Genomic DNA, 25,381 nt, shown 5'->3' with positions numbered 1-25,381 from the left:
GTCAACGCGACGCGGATTCGCCTAGCCGCTGCGTCTGATACTGCCCGACCTTGCGGAAGCGATAGAGATAGGTCGGCACGATCGACTCGATCGATTGCGGATCGGCGATTCCGAGACCTTGAAGCGTGCGCGCGTCGGCCTTCGCCGCGCCGCCGACGACATTGTCGTGCTTGAGCAATTCGACCTGATCTCGCGTCATGCGCAGGAGCTTCGGGAAAAGGCCCAGCGACAGCTTGGTCATCATCTGCGTCACGCTGGCCATAAGCTTGCCGGTTCCGAAGGGGAGTTTCAGGACGCGGCGCTGGCGCTGCGTCACCTTCAGAACATAGTCGACGATCTCCGCGAAGCTTTTGACCTCCGGACCGCCGAGTTCATAAGCGACGCCCGGCTTGGCGCGGCCGGCGAGCGCGATCGCCACCGCGTCGGCGACGTCGCCGACATAGACCGGCTGGAATTTCGTCTCGGCGCCGACGATGGGCACGAACGGGAAGTAGCGCGCCATGGTGGCGAAGCGGTTGAAGAAATCATCTTCCGGCCCGAAAATCACTGAAGGGCGCAGGATGACCGTGGCAGGAACCTCCGCAAGCATGGCGGCTTCGCCTTCCGCCTTGCTTCGGCCATAGGCCGAACGCGACTGCGGATCGGCGCCGATGGCGGAAATATGCACGACATTGACGATGCCGGCCGTCTTTGCCGCTTCGGCGATCGTGCGTGCGCCGCCCGCCTGGACGCTCGAGAATTTCTGCGCGCCGGTTTCAGCAAGGATGCCGACAAGATTAACCACCGCCGAGGCGCCGCGCAGGGCCGCCGCAATCGACTCCGGACTGCGCACATTGGCCTGCACCGCCACCACCTGGCCGACGCGGCCGAGAGGCTGAAGAAAGAAGGCAAGGTCGGGCCGCCGGCAAGCGACGCGCACGCGCCAGCCGTCGCGCGCCAGCGCCCGGACGACGTAGCGGCCGACAAAGCCGGAGCCGCCGAACACCGTCACCACCCGTCCTTCGCCAATGGTCTGGTTATTGTCGCCGATCATTGCGATTTGCTCCGCTTGCGCCGCGCCGGCTCCCGCCGGAAAAATGGTCGCTAAGGCTCTAGCGAAATTTGACGACGAAGGAAATGCGCGAGCTGGCGCTTGCGCAACCTGGGCGGCCAGGTGGTTTTGCATAAAGCGCGCATTGACACGAGGCGTCCGCTGCCCCTATGAGACGCGCTCTAAGCCCAGGTGGCGGAATTGGTAGACGCGCTGGTTTCAGGTACCAGTGGTGAAAGCCGTGGAGGTTCGAGTCCTCTCCTGGGCACCAAATCAAAGGCTATTGTCGTCGAAAATCATCGAAACCAACGATAAAACAAAGAGTTTTATCGAAATTGCGACCCGACGCCTTCGCAGGTATCCTGCCGATTGTTGGTTTATTCGTTGGTATTGCGCTGATACCAGCCGGTCAGACAAGAATCATCCTATTCGAACTCGATAAATCGGTAGCCGACGCCGGGCTCGGTTACGATGATTGTGGGCGTTGCGGGGTTTTCCTCGATCTTCGCCCGTAGCTGGCCGATGAATACGCGCAGATATTGGCTGTCGTTCTGATGCGCCGGTCCCCAAACCGCTTTCAAGATTTCTCGTTGCGTCAAAGGCCGGCCGGCGTGTCGTGCGAGAAAGGCGAGGAGTTCGAATTCCTTCGGCGTCAGTTTCACCGGCGCGCCGTTTTTCGCGACGTTTCGCTTATACAGATCTACGACGAGTCCGTTGGCGACGACGCGTTCGGATTCGGAGGTCGCCGTATCCTGCGAGTGACGTAAGGCCGTGCGCATGCGCGCCAGCAGCTCACCCATCGCAAACGGCTTCTCGACATAGTCGTCGGCGCCAAGGTCGAGCGCTGCAATCTTCTCCGATTCACGATCGCGCGCCGAGAGAACAATCACCGGCGTTCGCGTGATGATTCGCAACTTTCGCAACACCTCCTTGCCGTCCATGTCGGGAAGACCGAGATCGAGGATGATGAGATCGGGTGAATTGGCCGATACGGCGGCCAGCGCCTCGCGGCCTGTCGCCGCTTCTATGACCTCGTAGCCGCTCGCCGTCAGCGACGGCCGCAACACGCGCTGTATTTGAGGTTCATCGTCAACAACAAGAACGCTCTCGCCGCTCATGCCGCAACACCCTGCTTCGACAGGCTTGCGGCAGGGAAGCGCATGATGATTCTTGTCCCGCGTCGCCGAACGGCAGGGCTCTGAGCGACGATGGTTCCGCCCATGGCCTTGACGAGTCCGCGACAGATCGAGAGTCCGAGCCCGGTTCCAGCCTTGCGGCCATCCACGCGCCCGCTCCGATAGAATTTTTCGAAGATGCGTTCGAGGTCCGCCGCCTTCACGCCAGGCCCTTCGTCCGTCACGGTGATGACCACGTCAGCGCCCTCCCGCCGCGCATGAATAATCACGCCGGTCGGGCCGCCATATTTATGCGCATTGTCGATCAAGTTGAACAATACCTGACCCAGGAGATTGGCGTCGCCTCGGATAGGCGGCAAGTCCGGCGCGATGCTGATTGACGTGTCTTTTCCGGAGAACGTTTTTCGAGATCTTTCCAGGACGTTGCGGATGACGTCGGCCACATTGACGAGATCGCTGCGCGGCGACAGACCGCCGGACTCGATACGCGACATGTCCAGCAGATTGGCGATGAAGCGCGATAGACGTCCGGCCTCTTCCTCGATCGAGAGGAGAAGGTCTTTGCGATCTTCGGGCGAAAGCTTCTCGCCAAGCTCGCGCAGGCTCGTCACTGCGCCGGTGATCGACGTGAGCGGCGTGCGGAGATCATGCGAGAGGGCGGACAGCAGAATCGTCCGCAGTTTTTCATTCTCTTCGAGAGCCGCCGCCTTGACCGAGTCGCCGACGAGCATCGATCGGTCGATCGCAATCGCCGTTTGTTCAATCAGCGCCGCAATCGTGCTTTCCGTCGCAGCCGAGAACGGTTCCTGAGGCGTCTTGGGCTCGATCCCGCAAACGGCGACGACGCCGCGCGCCGTCGTGAGAGGGCGGAATTGGAAACGCACATTCGGCAGCGTATCCGTCCGCCATCCGGCGGGCTCGGCTTTCTCCAGCGCCCATCGCGCGGCGGCGAGTTCGCCGGCGTCCATTTGATCGACCGGCGGCCAGGCGGCAGCCAGTCTCAAACCGGTCTCTTCCGGCATCAGCAGCACAACGCAGGATACGCTGCCAGCTTTCTGAATTTGAGAAGCCGACACCCAGAGAATGTCGTCGAGCGTCGTTATCGTCGAAAGCTTGCGAGAAAATTCAAACAGCGACTGCATCGCCTGAGACCGCTGGCGCATGTTCTGCGCATAGTTGCGCATCTTGCTCGCGAGCATTGCCGTAATGACGGCGACGACCAGCGCGACAAGGAGTGAAAGAAATTCCTGCGGTTGGGAAATGGTGAGTTCGTAGCGCGGATTGAAAAAGAAAAAGTCGCAGGCGAGAAAGGAAAGAACCGCGGCCATGATCGCGGACCACATCCCCAAGCCGACGGCGCAAAGCACGACCGGAAGGAGGAAGATCACCGAGGGATTGGCAAGACCGAGCCAGCGGTCGAGCACATATCCAACCATCACCGTAATCGTGACCGACATTGCGGCGCCGCCGACCCCACGCCACGTCTCTGACAGGGTCGGCAATTTCGTCGCGCGTCTGGCTTGAAGCGCGCCATCCTCCTGGACGACGACGTGAACCGCGATATCCGTCGATTGCCGAAGAATTTCGTCGGTCAGGGAACGTCGCATGAGTCGGGCGAAGGGCCGAGCTGGCGAACGGCCGAGCACAATCTGCGTAATATTTTCGCGTCTTGCAAAACGCAGCACTTCGCCAGCGAGATCGTCTCCCGAGACACGCTCGATCTCGGCGCCAAGCCGCTCCGCCAGCCGCAACGCTTGATCAACATTTCGCACGACCTCGGCGGATCGCTCCTCCTGGCCGGCGCGCTCGACATAAAGCGCGATCCATGTCGCGTTGAGGCCTGTCGCCAGTCGTGCGCCGGCGCGAACCACGGCCTCGGATTTCGCATCGCGGCCAACGCAAACCAGTAAGCGTTCCGCCGTCGCCCAGGGGCCTTCGATCGCCCCCTGGCGAAGGAAATCGACCATTTGGTCGTCGACGCGTTCTGCCGTTCGCCGCAGCGCAAGTTCGCGCAAGGCGGTGAGATTGCGCGGCGTGAAAAAATTCTGCGTCGCGCGCTTCGCGGTCTCGGGAACATAGACCTTGCCGTCCTTCAGTCTCTGGAGCAGTTCGTCTGGCGTGACGTCGACGAGAATAACGTCCGCAGCCTTCTGCAGGACTCGATCCGGAACGGTCTCTCGCACCGCGACGCCGGTAACGCGGGACACGACGTCGGCGAGGCTTTCAAGATGCTGGACATTGAGCGTCGTCCAGACGTCGATCCCGGCGTCGAGCAGCTCTTCGACATCCTGCCAGCGTTTGGGGTGCCGGCTATCGGGCGCGTTGGTGTGCGCGAGTTCGTCGATGAGGATGAGCTGAGGCTTTCGCGCCAGCGCCGCGTCTATGTCGAATTCCTCGATGATCCGACCGCGGTATTCGCATTTGCGACGTGGCAGCGTCTCAAGACCGTTGAGGAGCGCTTGTGTTTCGAGCCGGCCGTGCGTCTCAGCCACGCCTACGACAACATCGACGCCCTCAGTCTTGGCCGTTTGCGCGCGCGCCAGCATCGCGTAGGTTTTTCCGACGCCGGGCGCGGCGCCAAGGAACACGCAAAGCTTCCCTTTGCTCTCCTTGTCGCTCAGGGCAAGGAGGGCATCGGGGTCGGGTCGGCGGTCGAAGTCTCCGTCGTCGCGGGCCAAAGACGTCTACCTTCTCGGGCGTCACCTCTATTGTAAGCGATCAAGAGCCAAATTCAGCAAGAGCACATTTACACGCGGCTCGCCGATCACGCCAAGAACGCGCCCTTCGAGATTCGCTTCGACAACGGCGCGCACTTGCGATTCACTGAGATTGCGCGCCTTGGCGACGGCTCCCGCCTGCGCCAGCGCGAACTGCGGCGAAATATGCGGATCGAGGCCGGAGGCGGATGTCGTCGCGGCGTCGGCGGCGACGACGTCGACGCGGCCGGCGGCGAATTCCGACTCGATCGTCGCATTGACGCGGTCGACAAGCTTCTTCGACGTCGGCCCGAGATTGGAGCCCATCGAGTTCGATGCGTTGTAGGGCGCGTCGATGGATTTCGAAGGATCAGCTGGGTCGGGGCCTGTCGTCGCCGAAGGCCGGCCGTGAAAATAGCGGTCGGAGGCAAAGTTCTGTCCGATCAGCGACGAGCCGATCACTGTTCCATCGCGTTCGATCACGCTTCCATTGGCCTGTGCCGGCAGGGCGAGTTGCGCAACGCCGGTGATCGCGAGCGGATAGACGATTCCGGTCAGCGCGGTGAGGAGAACGATCATGACGACCGCCGGACGAATTTGGGAGAGCATCTGAGGGCTCCTTATGCGAGATGAACGGCCGAGACGGCGAGATCGATAAGCTTGATGCCGATGAAGGGCGCGATCAGACCGCCGAGCCCATAGATCAGCAGATTTCGTCGCAACAAAGCGGCGGCGCCCACAGGCCGGTACGGGACGCCCTTCAGCGCGAGCGGGATGAGCGCGATAATGATGAGCGCGTTGAAGATCACCGCCGAGAGGATGGCCGACTGCGGCGAGGCGAGCTTCATAATGTTGATCGCCTCCAGTTCGGGATAGGCGACGACAAACAGCGCCGGAATGATCGCGAAATATTTGGCGACGTCATTGGCGATCGAGAAGGTCGTCAGCGACCCGCGCGTCATCAGCAGCTGCTTGCCGATCGCGACGATCTCGATGAGTTTCGTCGGATCGCTGTCGAGGTCGACCATATTGCCGGCTTCGCGCGCCGCCTGGGTGCCGGTCTGCATGGCGACGCCAACGTCCGCTTGAGCGAGCGCCGGCGCGTCATTGGTGCCGTCGCCGCACATGGCGATCAGGCGGCCGCCCTGCTGCTCCTTACGGATATAGGCGAGTTTATCCTCGGGCTTGGCTTGCGCGATGAAGTCATCGACTCCCGCTTCTCCGGCGATCGCCGCAGCGGTGACCGGATTGTCGCCGGTGACCATCACCGTCTTGATGCCCATGGCGCGCAAGGCGGCAAAGCGCGATTTGATGTCGGGCTTGATGATGTCTTTGAGATGAATCACGCCGAGCAGCCTGCCGTTTTCTGAAACGGCCAGAGGCGTGCCGCCGGCGCGCGAAATCCGTTCGACGGCGCGTTCGAAATCGACAGGAACGGACTTGACTTGCGCCGCGACGGCGTCGACGGCGCCCTTGCGTAGCGTGCGTCCAGGAAGATCGACCCCCGAAATGCGCGTGTGCGCGGAAAAGGGAACGATCTTCGCTTCCTGGCCGAGGTCGGGCGTCGAAAAGCCAAGCGCGCTTTTGGCCAGAGCGACTATTGAGCGGCCCTCCGGCGTTTCATCCGCGAGCGAAGCAAGCAGAGCGGCTTCGCCAAACGCATGCTCCGAGACGCCCTCGACAGGAATGAATTCGTCCGCCATGCGATTCCCGAAAGTGATGGTGCCGGTCTTGTCGAGAAGCAGCGTGTCGACGTCGCCCGCCGCCTCCACGGCGCGACCGGAGGTGGCGACGACGTTGAAGCGGATCAGCCGGTCCATGCCGGCGATGCCGATCGCTGACAAGAGTCCGCCGATCGTCGTCGGGATCAGACAGACGAGCAGCGCGATCAGCACGGTGACCGAAATCGCCGCGCCAGAGTAGATCGCGAGCGGCCAAAGCGTCACGCAGACGATCAAGAAAATAATCGTGAGGCCCGACAGGAGAATCGATAGCGCGAGTTCGTTCGGCGTTTTCTGCCGCTGGGCGCCCTCGACGAGCGCGATCATCCGATCGATGAAGGTTGAACCCGGCGCGGCGGTGATCTTCACCTTGATCCAGTCGGAGAGAACCGTCGTGCCGCCGGTCACGGCCGACCGGTCGCCTCCCGCCTCACGGATGACCGGCGCGGACTCGCCTGTGATCGCCGACTCGTTGACCGAGGCGACGCCTTCGATCACTTCGCCGTCGCCGGGGATGAGGTCGCCCGCTTCAACCAGCACGACGTCGCCGAGCCTGAGATCGAGCGCAGAGACGCCTTCATAGACGTCCTTCATCCCGCTCTTGTCTTGCGGATCAATCAACCGTTTGGCGTGCGAATCGCTGCGCGTCCTGCGCAAGGCGTCCGCCTGGGCCTTTCCGCGTCCCTCCGCCACCGCTTCGGCGAAATTGGCGAAGAGCACGGTGAACCACAGCCAGGCGGCGATCTGGCCAGAGAAAAAGGCGGCGCCGTTCTGCGCGAGGAGATCGCGCACAAAGAACGCTGTGACCACCGCCGACACGGCTTCCGTGACGAAGATCACTGGATTGCGCGCAAGGCGTCTCGGATCGAGCTTCTTGAAGGCGTCGACGGCGGCGCGCTTTGTGATCGCGGCGTCGAACAGACCGGGAGCGGCCACTTTATGCGACATCTGACATGCTCCTTAGAAGGTTTTTCCTGCAAGCAGCGCGAAATGCTCGACGATCGGGCCGAGCGCGAGCGCCGGAAAATATTGCAGCAGATAGAGGACGACGATGACGCCGAGCAGCAGGCCGATGAAGAGCGGCCCATGCGTCGGGAAGGTGCCAACTGAAGCAGCGCCCTTCTTTTTCGCTGCGAACGCGCCGGCGATCGCCAATACGGGAATGACGAAGGCGAAGCGTCCGAGCAGCATCGCGACGCCGAGCGTCGTGTTGTACCAAGGCGTGTTGCCCGTCAGCCCCGCGAAAGCCGATCCGTTGTTGTCCGTCGCCGAAGCGAATGCGTAAAGGATTTCGGAAAGCCCGTGCGGGCCGGCATTGTTGAGACTGGCGAGACCGGTCTGAAGCATGACCGAAACGCCCGTGAAGGCAAGAACGCTGAGCGGATAGATCAGCACCGCCAGCATCGCGAGTTTCATCTCGCGCGTCTCGATCTTCTTGCCAAGATACTCCGGCGTGCGGCCGACCATAAGGCCGGCGATGAAAACGGCGATGATCGCCAGCACCAGGAATCCATAGAGGCCGGCGCCGACGCCGCCCGGCGCGATGCTGCCCATGAGCATGTTGAACAAGGGCACGAGACCGCCGAGCGGCATGAAGGAATCGTGCATGGAGTTGACCGCGCCAGTGCTGGTGCCCGTCGTGGCCGTCGCAAATAGCGCGCTCATCGCAGGGCCGAAGCGGACCTCCTTGCCTTCCATATTGCCGGGCGACGGATCGACGCCGATCTCGGTTAGCAACGGATTGCCGCCTGCCTCGGCCCAGTAAGCGACTGATACGCCCGCGACGAGCACGATCATCATCGTGATGGCGATCGCGCGACCTTGTCGATAGTCGAAGACCGCGCGCCCAAAGGCGAAGGCCGTGGCGAAGGGGATGACAAGCAGAGCCCAGATTTCGAGCATGTTGGAAAGGGCGTTCGGGCTCTCGAAAGGATGCGCGGAATTGGCGTTGAAGAAGCCGCCGCCATTGGTGCCGAGCTCCTTGATCGCCTCCTGGCTGGCGACAGGGCCTATGGCGAGCGTCTGCCTGGCGCCCTCCAGCGTCGTCGCTTCGACCGAACCCTGAAGCGTCTGCGGCACGCCGAGAGCGACGAGGGCGAGCGCGACGACGATCGAGAGCGGCAGGAGCACGTAAAGCGCCGATCGGGTGAGGTCGACCCAGAAATTGCCGATGGTCGGCGATTCGGCGCGCGAGAAACCGCGCACCAGCGCAAACGCCATCGCAAGGCCGGTCGCAGCGGACACAAAATTGTGCACGGTGAGGCCGAGCATCTGCGTCAAGTGACTCATGGTCGACTCGCCGCTGTAGTTCTGCCAGTTCGTGTTGGTGACGAAGCTCATCGACGTGTTGAAGGCGAGATCGGCGGGAACCCCGCTAAAGCCCTGAGGATTGAGCGGCAGATAGGCCTGGAGCCGCTGCAGGGCGTAGAGCGACGCAAATCCAACGACGCTGAAGGCCAGCATCGCCATCGTGTAGGCAAGCCAGTTTTGCTCGCGCGCAGGATCAATGCCGGCGAGTCTGTAGAAGACGCGCTCAATAGGTGAGAGCACGGGAGAGAGCAGGCTGCGCTCGCCGGCTAAGACGGCGGCGATGTAATTGCCGAGCGGAAGAGCGGCGACAATAACGGCAAGCAGGACGATGGCGATTTGCGCCAGCCCAATGGAAGTCATGGCGAACGCCCGGCATATGCCGAGCCTCCCTTTAGAATTTTTCGGGATGGAGCAGCGTATAGGCGAGATAGGCGCCGAGAAGAACGGCGACGATCAGTCCGATGACAGGTTCAAACATGCGGTTCTCCTAAAGGCGCCCGCAGGCCCGCGCATAGGCGCCAACGACCGCAAACAGGAAAAGACCGAGGCCAACGTACAGAAGATCGAGCATGTGTTCCTCTCCGCGCTTACTGGCGCCGTGAATCAATGCGCGCACGCCGCGCGCGCATCTCGTGAACCAGATTGTTCGCGATCACAAAGATAAAGGCCGCGACGCCTAAGCCTATGAGGGATAGAGGCATGAGCGCATCTCACTTTAATGTCGCGTTCTCGCCTTGGTGCTTCGTCAAACGAGAACCACGAACCGCAATTTGCGCGCGAATGATGTAAGGGCGCTATTAGGATTTTAGATCGTCGTCGGACTGCGCTCACATCTGTGTCGTCCGAACGGGCGCGGCGAGTGGTCTGGACCGCGCCTACTGGGCGAATGCTGACCCGGTGCGATTAATCCTTCGCGAGTCGTTCGCGCGTCCGGCGGCGCCTAAAGGAGGCAGCTACTTCTTGGACGGCGCCTGCGGCTCGCCGGCGGGTTTCTCGGCTGCGAGCGCACGCTCCTCCTCCGTCGGCGGAAATCCACCGGCCTCGTCGTCGGTCCCCGAAGGGGCGACGGCAGGATCGGCGCCCGGCGCTCTGAGGCGGCCGCGAGAAAAGTTTCACATCCTCTCATTGCGTCCTCCCTGTCCAAACATGGACGTCGGACGGAAGACATGTCGAAGGCCGCATCATCACGGCAAACGCGGCTACAAGGACAAAGCGGCTGTCGTCGATGACGGCAGAATGCAAATTTTTTCGGCGTTCGTTGCCGCCTCGCAAGCAAGCGCGCGACGCGAATAATTCCTCGTGAATGTTTCGCAAGCGCGCGCGTGCAAGCGCGAACCCCTGCAAAAGCCTGGCGTCCAGAGTGGCTCAGCGACGCGCGCCATACAGCCTCGCTGTAGGTGGCGCCGCGATTGCATCACTTGGCGCGAGGGCGTCGCTTGCGACGTCACCCGGCCCAAAGAAGGGTCCCCCAGCATTGCCGCTGTCCTGAACGTCTGCCTCGCAGGCGTTCAGGCAGCGGCTTTTTTCGTTTCTGGGGCGCGCGCAGGCGAGATGCAGATGAGGTTGGCTATGAAGAGAGCACAGTCCCAGCGATCGATGCGCCGACAGCCGCCATGGCGTGGCGCAAGATCGATAGTCGTGGCGGCCGCGCTCGTCGCGACTGCGGCGAACGCCGCGCCCCGCAAGAACGCGCCGTCCGAGGCGACCGCGATACAAGTTCAAGCGACGCCGCCATCTCTAGCGCCGGCCGCGCCGCCTCCGCCGCCGCCGGCGCCCATGGGGGTGTTCGGCGCCGATATGCCTGCCGCCGGCAAACTCATTCTCTCCATTACGCCCGTCTTCGCTAATCTGTCGGGCATCAAGATGGGAACGCGCACGGTCTCCAACGAATATATCGTCACGACGGTGCCGTTCTTTCTCAATCCCAGACAAACGGTGCGCATCATCCCGCAAAACATTGCGGTCGCGACGCAAATTGTCGGCCTGAATTATGGCGTCACCAAAGATTTCGCGCTTTGTCTAACGGCCGGCATGATCGAGAAAAATCTCAACGCCCTAACCTTCAAGGGCGCGTCCGGCATTCTGCCGCTCGGCAGGAGTTTGCCTGGAACGACGAGCCTTGCCGACGTCACGTTGTCGGGCGTCTATCGCATCTATCAGGACGACGTCCACCGCATCCAGCTCTCTCTTGGCGTCTCCTTGCCCGCTGGCAGCTACACGGCCACGTTCAAGGACTTTCTCCTGCCCGACGGAACCCGCCGCAACATCCGAGGATTCTATGGCATGCAACCCGGCACGGGCACGTTCGATTTCCTGCCGGGCATCGTCTATGCAGGCTATCTGGGACCGTGGTCGTGGGGCCTTGGCTATCGCGGGCGCTTCCCTCTGGCCGCAAATACACTGGGCTATTCCTGGGACTATCTGCTCGAATATCGCCTGCGCTTCCCGTTCGGTCCCAACCCTTCCGGGGGCTACCGCTGGGGCGATCTGCATGAATTCAACGCCTGGGGCGGCTACACCTGGACGCCCGGGCTCACCACCACCTTCCGCTTGAGCGGTTCGACGCAGGGACCGATTCGCGGCTTCGATCCGGAAATCCGCGGCCCCGCTGTGCCGGCCAATCCGGCCTTCTATGGCGGCCAGCGGGTCGAAGTCTTCGGCGGCGCGACGATCAGCGGCAAATTTATCGGCTACGAAAATGCGACGGTCGCGGTGGAGGCCGGCATGCCCGTCTATCAGAATCTCAACGGTCCGCAGATCATGAAGAACTGGCAGGCGGGCATGTCGTTGCGCTTCAAGATATAACGTGCGTTGGTCGCGGCCCGGCGGGCGGATCGCGGAGACTGACGGCGATGCGCCCCCGCTGGCGCGACCCATACATGCGCTCACTGGACGCCGTGAATTGAAGATCGTCATTGTCGACGAAAGCCCCATTCGCTCGCTGATCCTCGAGGAGGGACTGCGTGACGCCGGCTTCACAGAGGTCGAGCGCATCAGCGAGATGCACAATCTGCTGAAGCACATCTACGCCAGCGACCCTGACGTGATCCTGATTGATCTCGAGAATCCTTCGCGCGATACGCTTGAGCAAATGTTTCAGGTCAGTCGCGCGGTGCGTCGGCCGATCGCCATGTTCGTCGATCAGAGCGACACGGCGTCGATTCAGGCCTCGGTCGACGCTGGGGTGTCGGCCTATATCGTCGACGGGTTGAAAAAGGAGCGCATCAAATCGATCCTCGATCTGTGCGTGTCGCGGTTCAATGCCTTCTCGAAGCTTCAGGATGAACTCGAACAGGCCAAATCCGATCTTGAGGAGCGCAAGACGATCGAACGCGCTAAAGGCATATTGATGAAGGCTAAGAAGCTGTCCGAAGAAGACGCCTACAAATTGATGCGCGGCGCCGCCATGCGCGAAAACAAAAAGATTATCGAAATTGCACGCTCGGTCATCACTGCGGCGGAGATGTTTAAATGACCGGCGAAGCGCATGTGAAAATCGGCTTCATTCCGCTCGTCGACGCCGCCGCCCTGTTGATCGCCGCGCATAAGGGATTCGCCAAGGCGGAAGGTCTCGACGTCGAACTGATCCGCGAAGCGTCCTGGGCGAATATTAGAGACAAGCTCGCCATTGGCCGTTTCGATGCGGCGCATCTTCTGGCGCCGATGGCGGTCGCCTCCACGCTCGGACTGGGCCATGTGCGCGTCCCGCTTGTCGCGCCGATGAACCTCGCGATGAACGGTAATGCGATCGCGGTGTCCACAGCGCTATATTCTGAACTGGCCGCCGAAGGCGAGGTCGCGCATCCGGCGCAAACCGCCCGTGCGCTGGCGAAGCTCGTCGCGCGGCGAAGGGCCGAGAGTCGTGAGCCTCTGACCTTTGGCATGACCTTTCCCTTTTCCATGCACAATTATCAGCTGCGCTACTGGATGGCGGAAGGCGGCGTCGATCCGGATGAAGACCTGCGGCTGATCGCGCTGCCGCCGCCCTACATGGTGGAAAATCTGACGCGCGGTCAGCTCGACGGTTTTTGCGTCGGCGCGCCTTGGAGTTCTGTCGCGGTCGACGCCGGCGTTGGGGTCATTCTGCATTTCGGCTGCGAGATTTTCGCGTGCGCGCCAGAGAAAGTCCTCGCTCTGCGCGAGAGCTTCGCCAACGATAATCCTGATCTTGTTGCGGCGCTGATCCGCGCGCTCGACAGGGGGGCCGCCTTCGTCGACGCGCCGCAAAACCTGGGCGAGGTTTCGCAAATTCTCTCGCGCCCAGAATATGTCGGCGTCGACGCCGAGATCATCGGCCGCGTGCTCACCGGCCATTTGCGCGTTAAGGCGCGCGACGAACGAAGCGACGCCAATTACCTGATCATTGGACGAGACGGCGCCATGCGGCCGGATCCGCGGCAAGCCGAATGGATCTATGCGCAGATGCTGCGCTGGGGGCAGACGCGCCATTCGCCAGAGATGGCAGAGCGCGCGAAGAGCGTCCTGCGCCCGGATCTTTTCGACGCCGCGATCGATGGGCCGCATGTTCAGCGCGACATCGGGGCCTTTGCGGGACCGTCGTTCGACGACCGCAGCTATGAAGCTTATCTCGCCGGCTTCGATATCGGACAGCGCCTGTGAGCGCTGAACCTCTGTTCAAAAGCGCCAGCCGTTAGGCGCCTCGCGCCTAAGCATTCGGCGCCGTAAAATGTCGCCTGCCGCCGTTGGGCAGCGTGAACCGCCCGCATTCCTTGGGAAAAACCACGCCGGCGCCTCTGGCCCGAAATGTGCAATCAGCTCATCGGTCAACGACGACCGCCGGTCCGCCGGAACGAGCCCAAAGTCGGGCTCCGTCACAAAAGCGATTTCGCAATTTGCGTCGCGCTTTGGTCGTCTTGCCCGTTCTCATCACCCGTAAGGCAAAGCGACCTGTGACCGGACCGTTCGGCCGTTCAGCAGAGTCGACACATGACTGGATTGCAGGATTGTAAAAGTCGCGAGAAGCTTGTCGTCGTCGGCACCGGCATGGCGGCGACGCGTTTCGTCGAGGAGCTGACGAAGCGGGCGCCGGATCGATACGACATTCTCGTGATCGGAGACGAACCGCGACTTGCCTATAATCGCGTGTTGCTGTCTTCGGTGCTCGCCGGGGAAGTGTCGATCGATGACATCGAGCTCAAGCCAGCACAATGGTGGCGCGTCGCCGGCGTTGAGGTTCTGAGCGGTCGCAAGGTCATCAAGATCGACGCCGCGGCGCGGCGCCTCCTTCTCGATACTGGCGAGAGCGTCGAGTACTCGAAACTCGTGCTCGCCACGGGTTCGCGCGCGGCAAGGCTGCCGATCGAAGGCGCCGATCTTCCGGGCGTTCACGTGTTTCGCGACGTGCAGGATGTCGAGGCGCTGTCGCGACTGGGAAAGGAGATGCGCGCGCTCGTCATCGGCGGCGGCCTTCTCGGACTCGAAGCCGCCTATGGCCTTGCGCGACGCGGAGTCGACGTAACGCTCGCTCATGTCATGGACCGGCTGATGGAGCGCCAACTCGATGCGGCCGGCGCCGACATCCTGCGCCGCCTCGTCGAAGAAAAAGGCGTGCGTGTGCTTTTCAACGCCAATGCGACGCGCATCAGCGGCTCTGGCCGAGTCGAGAATGTAGAGTTCGCCGAAGGACAAACGATTCCGGCCGACGCCGTGATTTTCGCCGTCGGCATTCAGCCCAACGCCGATCTCGCGCGACAGGCGGGTCTCGACGTCAGGCGTGGCGTCATCGTCGACGACCGCCTCGAGACGAATGAACCAGGCGTTTTCGCCATCGGCGAATGCGCCGAACATCGCGGCGTCTGTTACGGCCTCGTCGAGCCCGCCTATGAGCAGGGACGCGTTCTCGCCATGCGGCTCGCCGGACAAGACGCCTCCTATGGCGGCAGCGTCGTCTCCACCAATCTGAAAGTCTCCGGCGTGCGCGTTTTCTCGGCCGGCGATTATCTCGGCGAAGGCGATACGCGCCGTATCGTCTGCAAGGACCCGCGCATGGGCCTCTATCGCAAGCTTGTCGTGCGCGACGACAGGCTGGTGGGCGCGATCCTGATTGGAGACACGAGCGGCGCCGCCGATCTTCTCGATCTCATCCGCTCCGGCGCGAAAGTTTCGTCTCTGTGCGACGAATTGATGTTCGGCGCGCCGATGCAAGAGGCCGCCTGAAATGTCCGTCGACTTCACGCTCGACCAGAAGCGCTATCTTGAAGGTTTTGCAGCCGGCTTCTCCGCGCGCGGCGGACAAAAGACGCCGCCCGCGCAAGCGCAGCCCATGGGGCCGGACGCGGCGCATTTCTCCGCGCAAGATCGCGTCGTCGCGGCCGGCGGCAAGCTGACCGATCAGGAAAAATGGAAGCGCGAAGAGCATCCATTCGACGCATGGCCGCGCCTTGTCGCTCAAGCGAAAGAGAACGCGCCGCCAAAGCCCGCCGACAATTTCCGCTGGCGCTACTATGGGCTCTTCTATGTCGCGCCGGCGCAGGAGTCCTATATGTGCCGGCTGCGCATTCCCAATGGCGCGCTGACGCATTGGCAGTTCGCCGGGCTTGCGGATCTCGCGGAAAAGTTTGGCGGCGGCTATCTGCATGTGACGACGCGCGCCAATATCCAAATCCGCGAGATCGCGCCGAAGAACGCCACCAATGTCGTGGAGGCGATTCAGGATCTGGGGCTCTGGAGCAAGGGCTCCGGCGCCGACAATATCCGCAATATCACCGGCACGCCGACTGCCGGCGTCGATCCGCAGGAACTCATCGACACGCGCCCCTATGCGCGCGCCATGCATCATCACATCCTCAATGACCGTTCGCTTTACGGACTGCCGCGTAAGTTCAACATCGCCTTTGACGGCGCGGGATTGATCGGCGCGCTGGAAGACACCAACGACATCGGCTTTCAAGCCGTCGCCGTACAGGACGGCTATGGCGTCGCGCCCGGCGTTTATTTCCGCCTCGCGCTCGGCGGAATCACCGGTCACAAGGATTTCGCGCGCGACACCGGCGTGATCGTTTCGCCGGACGATGCGGTGGAAGTCGCCGACAAGATACTGCGAGTGTTCATCGAGCATGGCGATCGCACCAACCGCGCCAAGGCGCGGCTCAAATATGTGCTCGACGCCTGGGGCTTCGACAAATTTCTTGCCGCCGTCGAAGACAAGCTTGGTCGCAAGCTGCTTCGCGTCGGCACGAACGCGATCGACGCTCGACCGCGTCAGGATCGCGCGGCGCATATCGGCGTGCATCCGCAAAAGCAGCCGGGCTTCAATTGGATCGGCGTTGCTCTTCCGGTCGGTCGTCTTACCCCCGAGCAGGCGCGCGGTCTCGCCGAGATCGCGCGCCAATTCGGCGACGGCGGCCTTCGTCTTACGGTCTGGCAGAATGTGCTGATCACCGGCGTCGCCGACGGTTGCGTCGCGGACGCCGTCGCGATGATCGAAGCGCTGGGTCTTTCGACGCAAGCCTCGCCGATTCGGGCGGGGCTCATCGCCTGCACAGGTAATTCTGGCTGCCGTTTCGCCGCCGCCGACACCAAGCGGCACGCAGAGGAAATCGCGGCCTATTGCGAGACGGCGACGCCCATCGACACGCCGATCAACATTCACTTGACCGGCTGCCATCATTCATGCGCGCAGCATTACATCGGCGACATCGGACTGATCGCCACGCGCGTGCCGGTGAATGACGAGGGCGAAACGGTCGAAGGCTATCACATTCTCGTCGGCGGCGGGTTCGCGGAAGACGCCGGCTTCGCCGCCGAGTTTTATCAAAATGTGAAAGCGGAAGAGGCGCCGGAGATGGTGGCGAGAATTCTTCGCGCCTATCGAGAGAACCGTTCAAACGCGGACGAAACTTTCGTCGCCTTTGCGCGCCGCCACGACATCGAAACGCTGCGCCGTCTTGCTAATGAGGAGAGCATGGCGTGACTCATCAGTCCTCCCCGCCTTTTCTCATTCCGCCAAACGCGCCTTTCACGCCCGAGCAGCGCGCTTGGCTCAGCGGCTTTTTTGCCGGCTTCGCCGCGCCCGATGACAGCTCGATCACGCCGCTCTCGCCAGAGGCCAACGCCGCCGTCATGGCTGGCGCCGATAACGACGATGGCGAGGCGCCGTGGCATGATCAGACGCTGGCGCTCGAATCGCGCATGCAGCTCGCGCAAGGCCGGCCGTTGCGTCGCCGCCTGATGGCGGCGATGGCGCAACAGGACTGCGGCCAGTGCGGCTACATTTGCGAGACTTACGCGGATGCTCTCGCCACCAGGAAGGAAGCGCGCCTCAATCTCTGCGCGCCCGGCGGCAAGGACACGGCGCGCATGCTGAAAGCGCTCGCGGCGGAGCTGGATCAGCCTTCGCCGGCGCCGACCATTGTCGCCCAGATTGAACCCACGGTCGCTTCGGCGCCTGGCTGCTCGCGGGATAATCCGGCGCGCGCGACGTTCGCCTCTCGCCGTCGACTGAACAAGGAAGGCTCGGAAAAAGACACCTGGCATATCGAGTTCGATCTCGGCGCCGGCGACATCAGCTACAAAGTCGGCGACAGCTTCGGCGTGTTTGCCAAAAATGATCTCGGCCTCGTCGACCAGATCATCGCCATGCTCGGCGCCTCGCATGTGACGCCGGTGGGCGACAAAACTCTTCGCGACGCCTTGCTCAGTGACGTTTCGCTATCTCCGGCGCCTGATGCGCTTTTCGAACTGATCTCCTTCATCACCGGCGGCGGACAGCGTGAAAAAGCGCGTTTGCTGGCGCAGGGTAAGGACCCTGACGGCGATGCCGCAACGCTCGATGTGCTCGCTGTGCTGCAGAAATTTCCCGGGGCGCGGCCGCACCCGGAAGCCTTCGTCGAAGCGCTCGATCCGCTGCAACCGCGCCTTTACTCCATCTCCTCGTCCCCCAAGGCGACGCCGGGACGCCTGTCGTTGACGGTCGACGCGGTCGGCTATGTCGTCGGCAAGCGCAAGCGTCTTGGCGTCGGTTCGACCTTTTTGGCTGAGCGCATCGCGCCAGGCGACAGCCTTCCGGTCTATGTGCAGCCGGCGCATGGCTTCGCGCTGCCAGACGATCCCACGACGCCGATCATCATGATCGGGCCTGGCACCGGCGTTGCGCCGTTTCGCGCCTTTCTGCAGGAGCGCGCGGCGACCCGCGCGCCCGGCAGGAACTGGCTCTTCTTTGGACACCAGCGTTCGGCCTGCGATTTCTTCTACGCCGAGGAATTCGAAACGATGAAGGCGACAGGTCTGCTCACGCGTCTGTCGCTCGCCTGGTCGCGTGATGGCGCGGAAAAATTCTATGTGCAGGACCGCATGCGGCAGTCCGGCCGTGAATTATGGGCCTGGCTTGCGGAAGGCGCGCATTTTTACGTCTGCGGCGATGCGCAGCGCATGGCCAAGGATGTCGAACGCGCGCTTGTCGACGTCGTCGCCGAATTCGGCGCCCGCAACGCCGACGAAGCGGTCGCTTTCGTCGCCCAGCTCAAGAAGAGCGGGCGCTATCAACAGGACGTCTATTGAGGCCGCTCATGCTCGAAGAAGTCCTGGCGCCCGCGGCGCTTGAAAATCTGCACAACAGCATCGCGCCTGTTCAGGCGACGACGACGCGCTCGACCTGCCCCTATTGCGGCGTCGGCTGCGGCGTGCTCGCGTCCGCAAATGGCGCCGACGTGACTGGCGATCCGGCGCATCCCGCAAATTTTGGTCGGCTCTGTTCTAAGGGCTCAGCTCTCGGCGAAACGCTCGGGCTCGACGGGCGCCTCCTCCATCCGATGCGCCGACAGGCCGACGGCGCCTTCGCGCGCGTGAGCTGGGATGCCGCGCTGGACGAAGCCGCCATCGGCTTTCGTCGCATCGTCGATGAGCACGGTCCTGACGCCGTCGCGATCTATCTCTCGGGGCAATTGCTGACCGAAGACTATTATGTCGCCAACAAGTTGATGAAGGGCTTCATCGGCTCGGCCAATGTGGACACCAATTCGCGCCTGTGCATGGCCTCCACGGTCGCCGGCCATAAGCGCGCCTTCGGCGCCGATGTCGTGCCGGGCTGCTACGAAGACCTCGACCAAGCCGACCTCATCGTTCTCGTCGGCTCCAACGCCGCCTGGTGTCATCCCGTCCTGTTCCAGCGCATCATGCGCAACAAGGAAGTGCGCGGCGCCAAGCTCGTCGTCATCGACACGCGGCGTACGCCGACGGCCGAAAGCGCCGATCTGTTTCTGCAGATCGCGTCGGGCGCTGATCAGGCGCTGTTTTGCGGCCTGCTTGTCTATCTCGCGAAGCTCGGCGCCTTCGACGATGATTACATCCGCCGTCATACGACGGGGCTGACGCAGGCCCTGAAGGCCGCACAGACCATCGCGTCGTCGATTGAAGCGACCGCTCTGGCGACCGGACTGCGCGAGGTCGACATTGCGTCCTTCTTCGAATTATTCGCGCAAACGCCGCGCACGGTCACCGCATTCTCGCAGGGCGTCAATCAGTCGGCGCAGGGAACCGACAAGGTCAACGCCATCATTAATTGTCACCTCGCCACGGGCCGAGTCGGCAAACCTGGCGCGTCGCCCTTCTCCCTGACCGGCCAGCCCAACGCCATGGGCGGTCGGGAGGTCGGCGGGCTCGCCAACAGCCTCGCCGCGCATATGGGCTTCGAGCCCGCAAACATCGATCGCGTTCGCCGATTCTGGAGTGCGCCGCGCATGGCGACGCGTGACGGACTGAAGGCGGTGCAGATGTTCGACGCCATCGCGCGTGGCGACATCAAGGCGCTGTGGGTCGTCGGAACCAATCCGGCGGCGTCTCTTCCAAACGCCAACGCCGTGCGCGCCGCTCTCGGCAAGCTCGAACTCTTCATCGTCTCCGACAATGTGGCGTCGAACGACACGATCAATAGCGGCGCGCATTTGCTCCTGCCGGCGCAGGCGTGGGGCGAAAAGAGCGGCACGGTGACGAATTCGGAGCGCCGCATCTCGCGTCAGCGCGCTTTTCTACCGCCGCCGGGAGAGACTCGCGCCGACTGGGCGCTCTTCGCCGATGTCGCGCGACGCATGGGCTTTGCAGGCTTCGCCTATCGCTCATCTGCAGATGTTTTTCGCGAACACGCCGCGCTTTCGGCTTTCGAGAATGACGAAACGCGGGCCTTCGATATTGGCGGTCTCGCGCGCTTAAGCGACGCCCAATATGACGCGCTCGAGCCGACGCCGTGGCCGATTCATGAGGGCGACGGCAAGGGCCGAGCGCGCCTCTTCGCTGAAGGCGGCTTTTTCTCGCAGGGCGGACGAGCACAATTCGTTGCGCCGGCGAAGCCGACGTTGGCGACCACATTGACCAAGGATTTTCCGCTTCGGCTCAACACCGGCCGCATCCGCGATCAATGGCACACCATGACGCGCACTGGGGAGAGCCCACGTCTTGCGCGACATCTTCCCGAACCCTTCGTTGAAATCAATCCGTCGGACGCTGAACGCTTTGGATTAGAAGACGGCGGCTTCGCGCGCGTCGCGACGCCCTATGGAAGCTGCGTCTTGCGCGCGGTGGTGACGGATCGTCAGCCCGCCGGGCATGTTTTCGCGCCAATTCACTGGACCGATGAAACCGCCGCGGATGCGCGCATTGGCGCGCTTGTCGCGCCCTGTGTCGATCCATTCTCGGGGCAGCCGGAATCCAAGGCGACGCCCGCCATCGTCACGCCTTTGCGCTTCGCGCACCAGGGCTTTCTTCTCTCCCGCAGCTCGATCACGCTGCCCCAGGGCGTATGGTGGGCGCGCGTCGCCGTCGCCAATGGCCACGGCTATCGCGTCGCCGCCGACCTTTCCGATGACGCCTGGACAGACGTCATCCGCACCGCTGCCGCGAGCGAAGACGTCATACAATTGATGGACGAAACCAAGAGCCTTCTCTTGGGGGCAACTTTCCTTGCGGACCGCGCAACGCTCATCTGGGCTTTGTCTCCCGTTGCACAATCCTGGGACTTGGCGCTCGAACTCTTCGCCCGCGATCGTCTCGATAAGTCAGAGCGGCTGTCGCTGTTGTCCGGTCGCTCGGGCCGACAACTGACGAATGACGGTCCGCTCGTCTGCTCATGCTTTAGCGTCGGCCAAAAGCAAATCGAAGCGGCAATTCAACAAGGCTGCCGCTCGGCGCTCGACGTCGGGAAGGCCACGCGCGCAGGCTCCAATTGCGGCTCCTGCCAACCGGAAATTCAACGTCTCATCAAGATTTCTCTCGCCGCCGAGTCTGCGATGGATTTGCCGCGAGAGGATCCAACAAGCATGAAAGAAGGAGCATCTGATGAAACTGTCGGACTTTAAAAAGGCTGGTCATTGGCCGACGTTGCTTGCGGCCTTCCTTTATTTTGATATCAGCTTCATGGCCTGGGTCTCGCTCGGCCCGCTGATGATTTACATCACCAAAGGAATGCCGATTTCGGTCGAGGACAAACTTTCGCTTGTCGCGATTCCGGTTCTCGGCGGCGCCTTTTTTCGCGTTCCGCTCGGCCTCCTCGCCGACGCGATTGGCCCCAAGATGACGGGCATCCTCGCGCAGGCGATCGTGATGTTCGCGGTATCTCTGGTGTGCGTCTTTGGCTTGAGCAGTTCGATCGCCATCGCGCTTTTCGGCCTGTCCCTCGGGCTCGCCGGCGCGTCCTTCGCCGTCGCCTTGCCGCAGGCGGGCCGCTGGTATCCGCCGCAATATCAGGGCCTCGTGATGGGCATCGCCGGCGCCGGCAATATGGGGGTCGTGCTCGACACGCTTTTCGCGCCCTCGATCGCCGAGGCTTACGGTTGGCAGACCGTTTATGGCGTACTGCTGGCGCTGATGGTCCTGGTGCTGCTCGTCTATGCATTGGCCGCCAAGGACGCGCCCGGCGGCAAAACGACGATTGCTCTTGCCGACTACGGCAGAATGCTCGCGGACTCCGACAGCCGCTGGTTCATGTTTTTCTACTTCATCACCTTCGGCGGCTTCGTTGGTCTTGCTTCGGCGCTTCCGCTCTATTTCACGACGCAGTATCACGCCACGGGAGTCGCCGCGGGCCTCATGGTGGCGCTGATCGTCGCTTTCGGTTCGGGTTTCAGGCCCGTCGGCGGGTATATCGCGGACCGCATCGGCGGCGTGAAGACGTTGTGCTTCCTCTTCGTTCTCGTCTCCGCCTGCTATTTCGCCGTCGCCTTTCTGCCGGCGGGGCCGGCTCCGGCGAAGGGCGTCGCGGGATGGGGTCTGATGCAGCTGCCGCCCGTCGCCTTTGCCGCGGTGGCGTTGTTCTCTGTTGGCGTGTTATCGCTCGGCATGGGCAATGGCGCGGTGTTTCAGTTGCTGCCGCAGCGTTTTCGCCGGGAGATCGGCGCGATGACCGGCCTCGTCGGCGCCGCGGGCGGTTTTGGCGGATTTTTTCTCGCCAAGACGCTCGCCTACTCCAAAGGCGCGACGGGCGGCTTCACCGCCGGGTTCGTCTTCTTCGGTTTCCTTGCGCTGCTCGGCCTCGTCGGTTTGATCTTCGTGAAGACGCGTTGGCGCACGACTTGGGGCGCCGTTTCCGGCGCGCGAATCTGAGCTGAGGAACAGCCGTGTCGGTCCGCGTCGTTCATGATCTTCGAATCGAAGCGGGCTTTGCGACGCAAAAAGGCCGACGGCCCGACAATCAGGACTATGTCGCATTTTGCCTGGGTCCAGGCGGCGCCGGCGCCTTGCAGGGCGTCGTCGCCGCCGTCGCCGATGGCGTCGGCGGCCACAAGGGCGGGCGCGCCGCGGCTGAGACTGCTGTGCGCGCCTTCATCGATGGCTATTATGCGCAGCCGGAAACCTTGGGCGTCAGTCGCGCCGCCGCCCGTTCCCTTGAAGCGGCCAACAGTTGGATCGCGGCGCAGTCGAGAGTCGATCCTTCATTGGAAGGCATGGCGACGACGTTCAGCGCGCTGATCCTGTCGCGTCGAAACGCCTTTATCCTTCACGTCGGCGATACGCGCGTCTACCGACTCGCTGGCGCCAGCCTCGAACGACTGACGAAGGATCACACCTTAGGTCGCGGCGATTTCGCCCATGCGCTCCTTCGCGCGGTCGGCTTCGACGATGCGCTTTTGTTCGACCAAGGCATGCATAGTCTCAGTGTGCATGATCGATTTCTGCTGTGTTCGGACGGCGTTCATGGGGTGTTGCCAGACGCCAAGCTTCGTGCGCTGCTCGCCGAAAGGGGCGGGCCGCAGGAAACCTCGGAGAGAATCGTTCAGACGGCGCTCGAGGCGGGCAGCCACGATAATGTCACTGCGCTTGTCGTTGACGTCATCGATGTGCCGCCGGCCGACGAGCGCGCCTTGTCGCGCGCCTTTGCAGCCTTGCCGATTCGCGAGTTGCCGGCGATCGGAGATTTTATCGACGAGTTTCGAATGGACGGCCTTCTTTCTGAAGGGCGCTACAGTCGGCTGATGCGGGCGACGGATATGCAGAACGGAAAGGCGGTCGTTTTGAAGTTTCCGCATCCGCGCGTCGCCGATGACGCCGCCTACCGGCTCGCCTTCGTCAATGAAGCCTGGGTTGCGGCGCGGGTGAGAAGTCCGTTCATCGGCGAAGTCGTCGAACTGCTCCCGGGCAGACAAAGCCGGCTGTATTCGGTGATGCCATATTACGATGGCGAGACGCTGGAGGGGCGCCTGCGGCGCGAACCGCGCATCGATCTTGCCGAAGGCGTTTCGATCGCGACGCGTTTGTCGCGCGCGATCGCGACTTTGCATCGCTGCGGCGTCATCCACCGCGACATCAAACCGGACAACGTCATTTTGCTCAAGGATGGCGGGCTGCGGCTCGTCGATCTCGGCGTTTGCCGCGCGCCGAACCTCGAGAATTTGCCGGAAGCGCTTGCGCCCGGCACGCCGAGCTATATGGCGCCCGAGCTTTTCGACGGCGCCGCCGGCGACGAGGCGTCGGATCTTTATGCTTTCGGGGTCACCGTCTATCGTATGTTCGGCCGTTGTTACCCCTACGGCGAGATCGAGCCGTTCAGTAGACCGCGCTTCACAAAGCCACTTCCGCTTTCCCTCAAGCGAGCCGACCTCCCCGCCTGGCTCGACGCCGCCATCGTCAAAGCGATCGCCGTCGCGCGCGAAGATCGTTTCGGCGATGTGCTGGAGTTCGCCTTCGAGCTTGAAAACGGCGCGGCGCGGGGGCAACCGCTGGCGCTGCGCAAAAAGTCTCTCTACGAACGCAATCCCCTCATCTTCTGGCAAACGCTCTGTTTGCTGCTGGCGCTCTTCCTGGCGGTCGCGCTTTTCCATCGCTAGCAGCGGCGTAGGGAATCTCCTTGAGCCAGCCGATTTCCGGCGTTCAGGGCTTGTGCGACGGCGCACAGCGCCAGCGCGCGTCTCTCCTTAACTTCTGATTAACGCAGAAAGGAGAACGTCATGGGACCGATGATCACGACAGGAATTTTTGGAGTCGTCGCTATCGCACTGGCCGCCGAAGCGCTCAACATCGCGATGGCCCTTGGCGAATTCAGTCACGTCGCCGCGTATAACGCGGGCCTCTTCTAACGCTTTGCAGACGCACGGCGGCGTCGCTGGCTGACGCTCAGAACGCAATCGTTATCGATCACGGCCGAGCGTCGGGAAGAAGCCTTTGCCAACATGCCGGGCGGCGACGTCGCCCAGAAGATCGCGCCACATGCGATAGGGATCGTTGAAAACGCCTTCTCCAAGATCCCTATCGGCGAGAGCCGCAGCCAAACACGCCATGGCCTGAGGCAAATCGTGGGCATTCTCGAGATAGAGAAGCCGCGTTCCGACCGACTCTTCGCCCATCAACGACATGGCGGCTGCGATTTCAATATTGTCGCGGCGCCCAAAGGCCACGCCGCAAACGCAGACGAGACAGGTCTCCCAGACGGCAGGGTCGGTCTCGTCGATGAAACTGTGCAAGCCTCTGACGATGGACGCGTAGACCGCTTCTCCCACCGCGGTGATGATCTTTTCAAGTTCGACTTGAACCTTTTCGAGAGCCTCCGGGAGTTCCGCCGGCGTCGCCATCTGACCTGCGGCCCAGTTGACTGAGAGCTGAAGCAGCTGACCGAGAACGATCTGCGCGGGGGACACAAGTTCGGCGGGCAGCTCACGCGACAAACGCGACACGGCCTCCTCCAGCGCCTTATTCAGGCGGACAGCCGCCAGCCGTGCGGACTCGAGATCCTTCCCGCGCACCAGGCGCGCCCAGGTTCCCTGGACGCCGATAACCGCATGCATCAGCGACTTGACTTGAATGATCCACGGCGTCGGCGGATAGGACTTTACGACTTGGCCATGCTCGATGCGCCAGATTTCGCCCGTCCCGATGAATGTGATCGCAGAGAGCGGCGTTGATGCGAACACCTCGTCGCGATTTGCGCCGTAAAGCATTCGGAAGGTGGCGTTGATCTCGCTGAACGGATCGCTCTGCATAGACTTCGGTCTCCCAATATCCGACATTCATCAATAAGACGGCGCACAACGCATCGCGCGCCGTAAT

Annotated in this window: 18 protein-coding genes and 1 tRNA gene; 12 read left to right on the top strand and 7 right to left on the bottom strand. The window is 62.5% G+C overall.

The window, feature by feature from the left end:
- Window position 1: 1 nt before the first annotated feature.
- Window positions 2-1,033 carry a complex I NDUFA9 subunit family protein gene (locus tag ACPS74_RS09200; protein ID WP_029651129.1) on the bottom strand — a complete coding sequence of 344 codons (1,032 nt, stop codon included), beginning with the start codon at window positions 1,031-1,033 and terminating at the stop codon, window positions 2-4.
- 183 nt (window positions 1,034-1,216) lie between these two features.
- Here ACPS74_RS09200 and ACPS74_RS09195 point away from each other — a divergent pair.
- A tRNA-Leu gene (locus ACPS74_RS09195) sits at window positions 1,217-1,301 on the top strand.
- Between the two features lie 154 nt (window positions 1,302-1,455).
- Here the strand turns inward: ACPS74_RS09195 and ACPS74_RS09190 are convergent.
- From ACPS74_RS09190 to kdpA, 5 genes are all read right to left on the bottom strand, one after another.
- On the bottom strand, window positions 1,456-2,148 hold the full coding sequence (locus ACPS74_RS09190) for a response regulator (protein WP_029651128.1): 693 nt from the start codon (window positions 2,146-2,148) through the stop codon (window positions 1,456-1,458).
- The gene (locus ACPS74_RS09185; protein ID WP_425622372.1) at window positions 2,145-4,754 is read right to left on the bottom strand and encodes an ATP-binding protein; all 2,610 of its coding nucleotides are present in this window, start codon (window positions 4,752-4,754) and stop codon (window positions 2,145-2,147) included. Before ACPS74_RS09185 ends, ACPS74_RS09190 begins: the two co-directional genes overlap by 4 nt.
- A 117-nt stretch (window positions 4,755-4,871) precedes the next feature.
- Complete coding sequence (gene kdpC, locus ACPS74_RS09180) at window positions 4,872-5,471, bottom strand: potassium-transporting ATPase subunit KdpC (protein ID WP_029651126.1); 600 nt, start codon at window positions 5,469-5,471, stop codon at window positions 4,872-4,874.
- 11 nt (window positions 5,472-5,482) lie between these two features.
- Entirely contained in the window at window positions 5,483-7,531 is a 2,049-nt protein-coding gene (gene kdpB / locus ACPS74_RS09175; protein WP_029651125.1) for a potassium-transporting ATPase subunit KdpB, read from the bottom strand.
- 12 nt (window positions 7,532-7,543) lie between these two features.
- Window positions 7,544-9,253, bottom strand: coding sequence for a potassium-transporting ATPase subunit KdpA (gene kdpA, locus ACPS74_RS09170; protein ID WP_029651124.1), 1,710 nt, complete (start codon window positions 9,251-9,253; stop codon window positions 7,544-7,546).
- Between kdpA and ACPS74_RS09165 the strand changes: the two genes are divergently transcribed.
- From ACPS74_RS09165 to ACPS74_RS09115, 11 genes are all read left to right on the top strand, one after another.
- Window positions 9,243-9,557: a hypothetical protein gene (locus ACPS74_RS09165; protein WP_239753731.1), complete on the top strand. Its 315-nt coding sequence runs from the start codon at window positions 9,243-9,245 to the stop codon at window positions 9,555-9,557. The two genes, kdpA and ACPS74_RS09165, sit on opposite strands and share 11 nt — an antisense overlap.
- A gap of 932 nt (window positions 9,558-10,489) precedes the next feature.
- Window positions 10,490-11,698, top strand: a complete 1,209-nt coding sequence (locus ACPS74_RS09160) for a hypothetical protein (RefSeq protein WP_036241944.1) — start codon at window positions 10,490-10,492, stop codon at window positions 11,696-11,698.
- A 97-nt stretch (window positions 11,699-11,795) separates the two neighbouring features.
- A complete protein-coding gene (locus ACPS74_RS09155) occupies window positions 11,796-12,368 on the top strand; it encodes an ANTAR domain-containing response regulator (protein ID WP_029651121.1) in 573 nt (190 codons plus the stop codon).
- A complete protein-coding gene (locus ACPS74_RS09150) occupies window positions 12,365-13,513 on the top strand; it encodes a CmpA/NrtA family ABC transporter substrate-binding protein (RefSeq protein ID WP_029651120.1) in 1,149 nt (382 codons plus the stop codon). The genes ACPS74_RS09155 and ACPS74_RS09150 overlap by 4 nt, the downstream gene beginning before the upstream one ends.
- Before the next feature lie 327 nt (window positions 13,514-13,840).
- Window positions 13,841-15,070, top strand: a complete 1,230-nt coding sequence (locus ACPS74_RS09145) for an NAD(P)/FAD-dependent oxidoreductase (RefSeq protein WP_051381799.1) — start codon at window positions 13,841-13,843, stop codon at window positions 15,068-15,070.
- A 1-nt stretch (window position 15,071) separates the two neighbouring features.
- A complete protein-coding gene (locus ACPS74_RS09140) occupies window positions 15,072-16,826 on the top strand; it encodes a NirA family protein (RefSeq protein ID WP_029651118.1) in 1,755 nt (584 codons plus the stop codon).
- On the top strand, window positions 16,823-18,412 hold the full coding sequence (locus ACPS74_RS09135) for a sulfite reductase subunit alpha (RefSeq protein ID WP_029651117.1): 1,590 nt from the start codon (window positions 16,823-16,825) through the stop codon (window positions 18,410-18,412). The genes ACPS74_RS09140 and ACPS74_RS09135 overlap by 4 nt, the downstream gene beginning before the upstream one ends.
- Window positions 18,413-18,420: 8 nt before the next feature.
- The gene (locus tag ACPS74_RS09130; RefSeq protein ID WP_029651116.1) at window positions 18,421-21,201 is read left to right on the top strand and encodes a nitrate reductase; all 2,781 of its coding nucleotides are present in this window, start codon (window positions 18,421-18,423) and stop codon (window positions 21,199-21,201) included.
- Window positions 21,182-22,444: an MFS transporter gene (locus tag ACPS74_RS09125; protein ID WP_029651115.1), complete on the top strand. Its 1,263-nt coding sequence runs from the start codon at window positions 21,182-21,184 to the stop codon at window positions 22,442-22,444. Before ACPS74_RS09130 ends, ACPS74_RS09125 begins: the two co-directional genes overlap by 20 nt.
- Before the next feature lie 14 nt (window positions 22,445-22,458).
- Window positions 22,459-24,165: a bifunctional protein-serine/threonine kinase/phosphatase gene (locus ACPS74_RS09120; protein ID WP_029651114.1), complete on the top strand. Its 1,707-nt coding sequence runs from the start codon at window positions 22,459-22,461 to the stop codon at window positions 24,163-24,165.
- 120 nt (window positions 24,166-24,285) lie between these two features.
- Window positions 24,286-24,414 carry a hypothetical protein gene (locus tag ACPS74_RS09115; RefSeq protein ID WP_018406190.1) on the top strand — a complete coding sequence of 43 codons (129 nt, stop codon included), beginning with the start codon at window positions 24,286-24,288 and terminating at the stop codon, window positions 24,412-24,414.
- A gap of 51 nt (window positions 24,415-24,465) precedes the next feature.
- On the opposite strand, the gene ACPS74_RS09110 is transcribed toward ACPS74_RS09115, so the two are convergent.
- Window positions 24,466-25,314, bottom strand: coding sequence for a hypothetical protein (locus ACPS74_RS09110; RefSeq protein ID WP_239753735.1), 849 nt, complete (start codon window positions 25,312-25,314; stop codon window positions 24,466-24,468).
- Window positions 25,315-25,381 lie beyond the last annotated feature (67 nt).

The organism is Methylocystis sp. SB2, from assembly GCF_049817085.1.
Taxonomy (GTDB): Bacteria; Pseudomonadota; Alphaproteobacteria; order Rhizobiales; family Beijerinckiaceae; genus Methylocystis; species Methylocystis rosea.
Note: the sequence above shows the minus strand (reverse complement) of the source record. Positions and strands in the feature narration are given on the sequence as shown.

Coding starts and splice junctions, on each gene's coding strand:
- ACPS74_RS09200 (WP_029651129.1), bottom strand. CDS start 1,033: ATGATCGGCGACAATAACCAGACCATTGGCGAAGGACGGGTGGTGACG.
- kdpC (WP_029651126.1), bottom strand. CDS start 5,471: ATGCTCTCCCAAATTCGTCCGGCGGTCGTCATGATCGTTCTCCTCACC.
- kdpB (WP_029651125.1), bottom strand. CDS start 7,531: ATGTCGCATAAAGTGGCCGCTCCCGGTCTGTTCGACGCCGCGATCACA.
- ACPS74_RS09130 (WP_029651116.1), top strand. CDS start 18,421: ATGCTCGAAGAAGTCCTGGCGCCCGCGGCGCTTGAAAATCTGCACAAC.
- ACPS74_RS09110 (WP_239753735.1), bottom strand. CDS start 25,314: ATGCAGAGCGATCCGTTCAGCGAGATCAACGCCACCTTCCGAATGCTT.
- ACPS74_RS09115 (WP_018406190.1), top strand. CDS start 24,286: ATGGGACCGATGATCACGACAGGAATTTTTGGAGTCGTCGCTATCGCA.
- kdpA (WP_029651124.1), bottom strand. CDS start 9,253: ATGACTTCCATTGGGCTGGCGCAAATCGCCATCGTCCTGCTTGCCGTT.
- ACPS74_RS09145 (WP_051381799.1), top strand. CDS start 13,841: ATGACTGGATTGCAGGATTGTAAAAGTCGCGAGAAGCTTGTCGTCGTC.
- ACPS74_RS09125 (WP_029651115.1), top strand. CDS start 21,182: ATGAAACTGTCGGACTTTAAAAAGGCTGGTCATTGGCCGACGTTGCTT.
- ACPS74_RS09160 (WP_036241944.1), top strand. CDS start 10,490: ATGCGCCGACAGCCGCCATGGCGTGGCGCAAGATCGATAGTCGTGGCG.
- ACPS74_RS09140 (WP_029651118.1), top strand. CDS start 15,072: ATGTCCGTCGACTTCACGCTCGACCAGAAGCGCTATCTTGAAGGTTTT.
- ACPS74_RS09190 (WP_029651128.1), bottom strand. CDS start 2,148: ATGAGCGGCGAGAGCGTTCTTGTTGTTGACGATGAACCTCAAATACAG.
- ACPS74_RS09150 (WP_029651120.1), top strand. CDS start 12,365: ATGACCGGCGAAGCGCATGTGAAAATCGGCTTCATTCCGCTCGTCGAC.
- ACPS74_RS09165 (WP_239753731.1), top strand. CDS start 9,243: ATGGAAGTCATGGCGAACGCCCGGCATATGCCGAGCCTCCCTTTAGAA.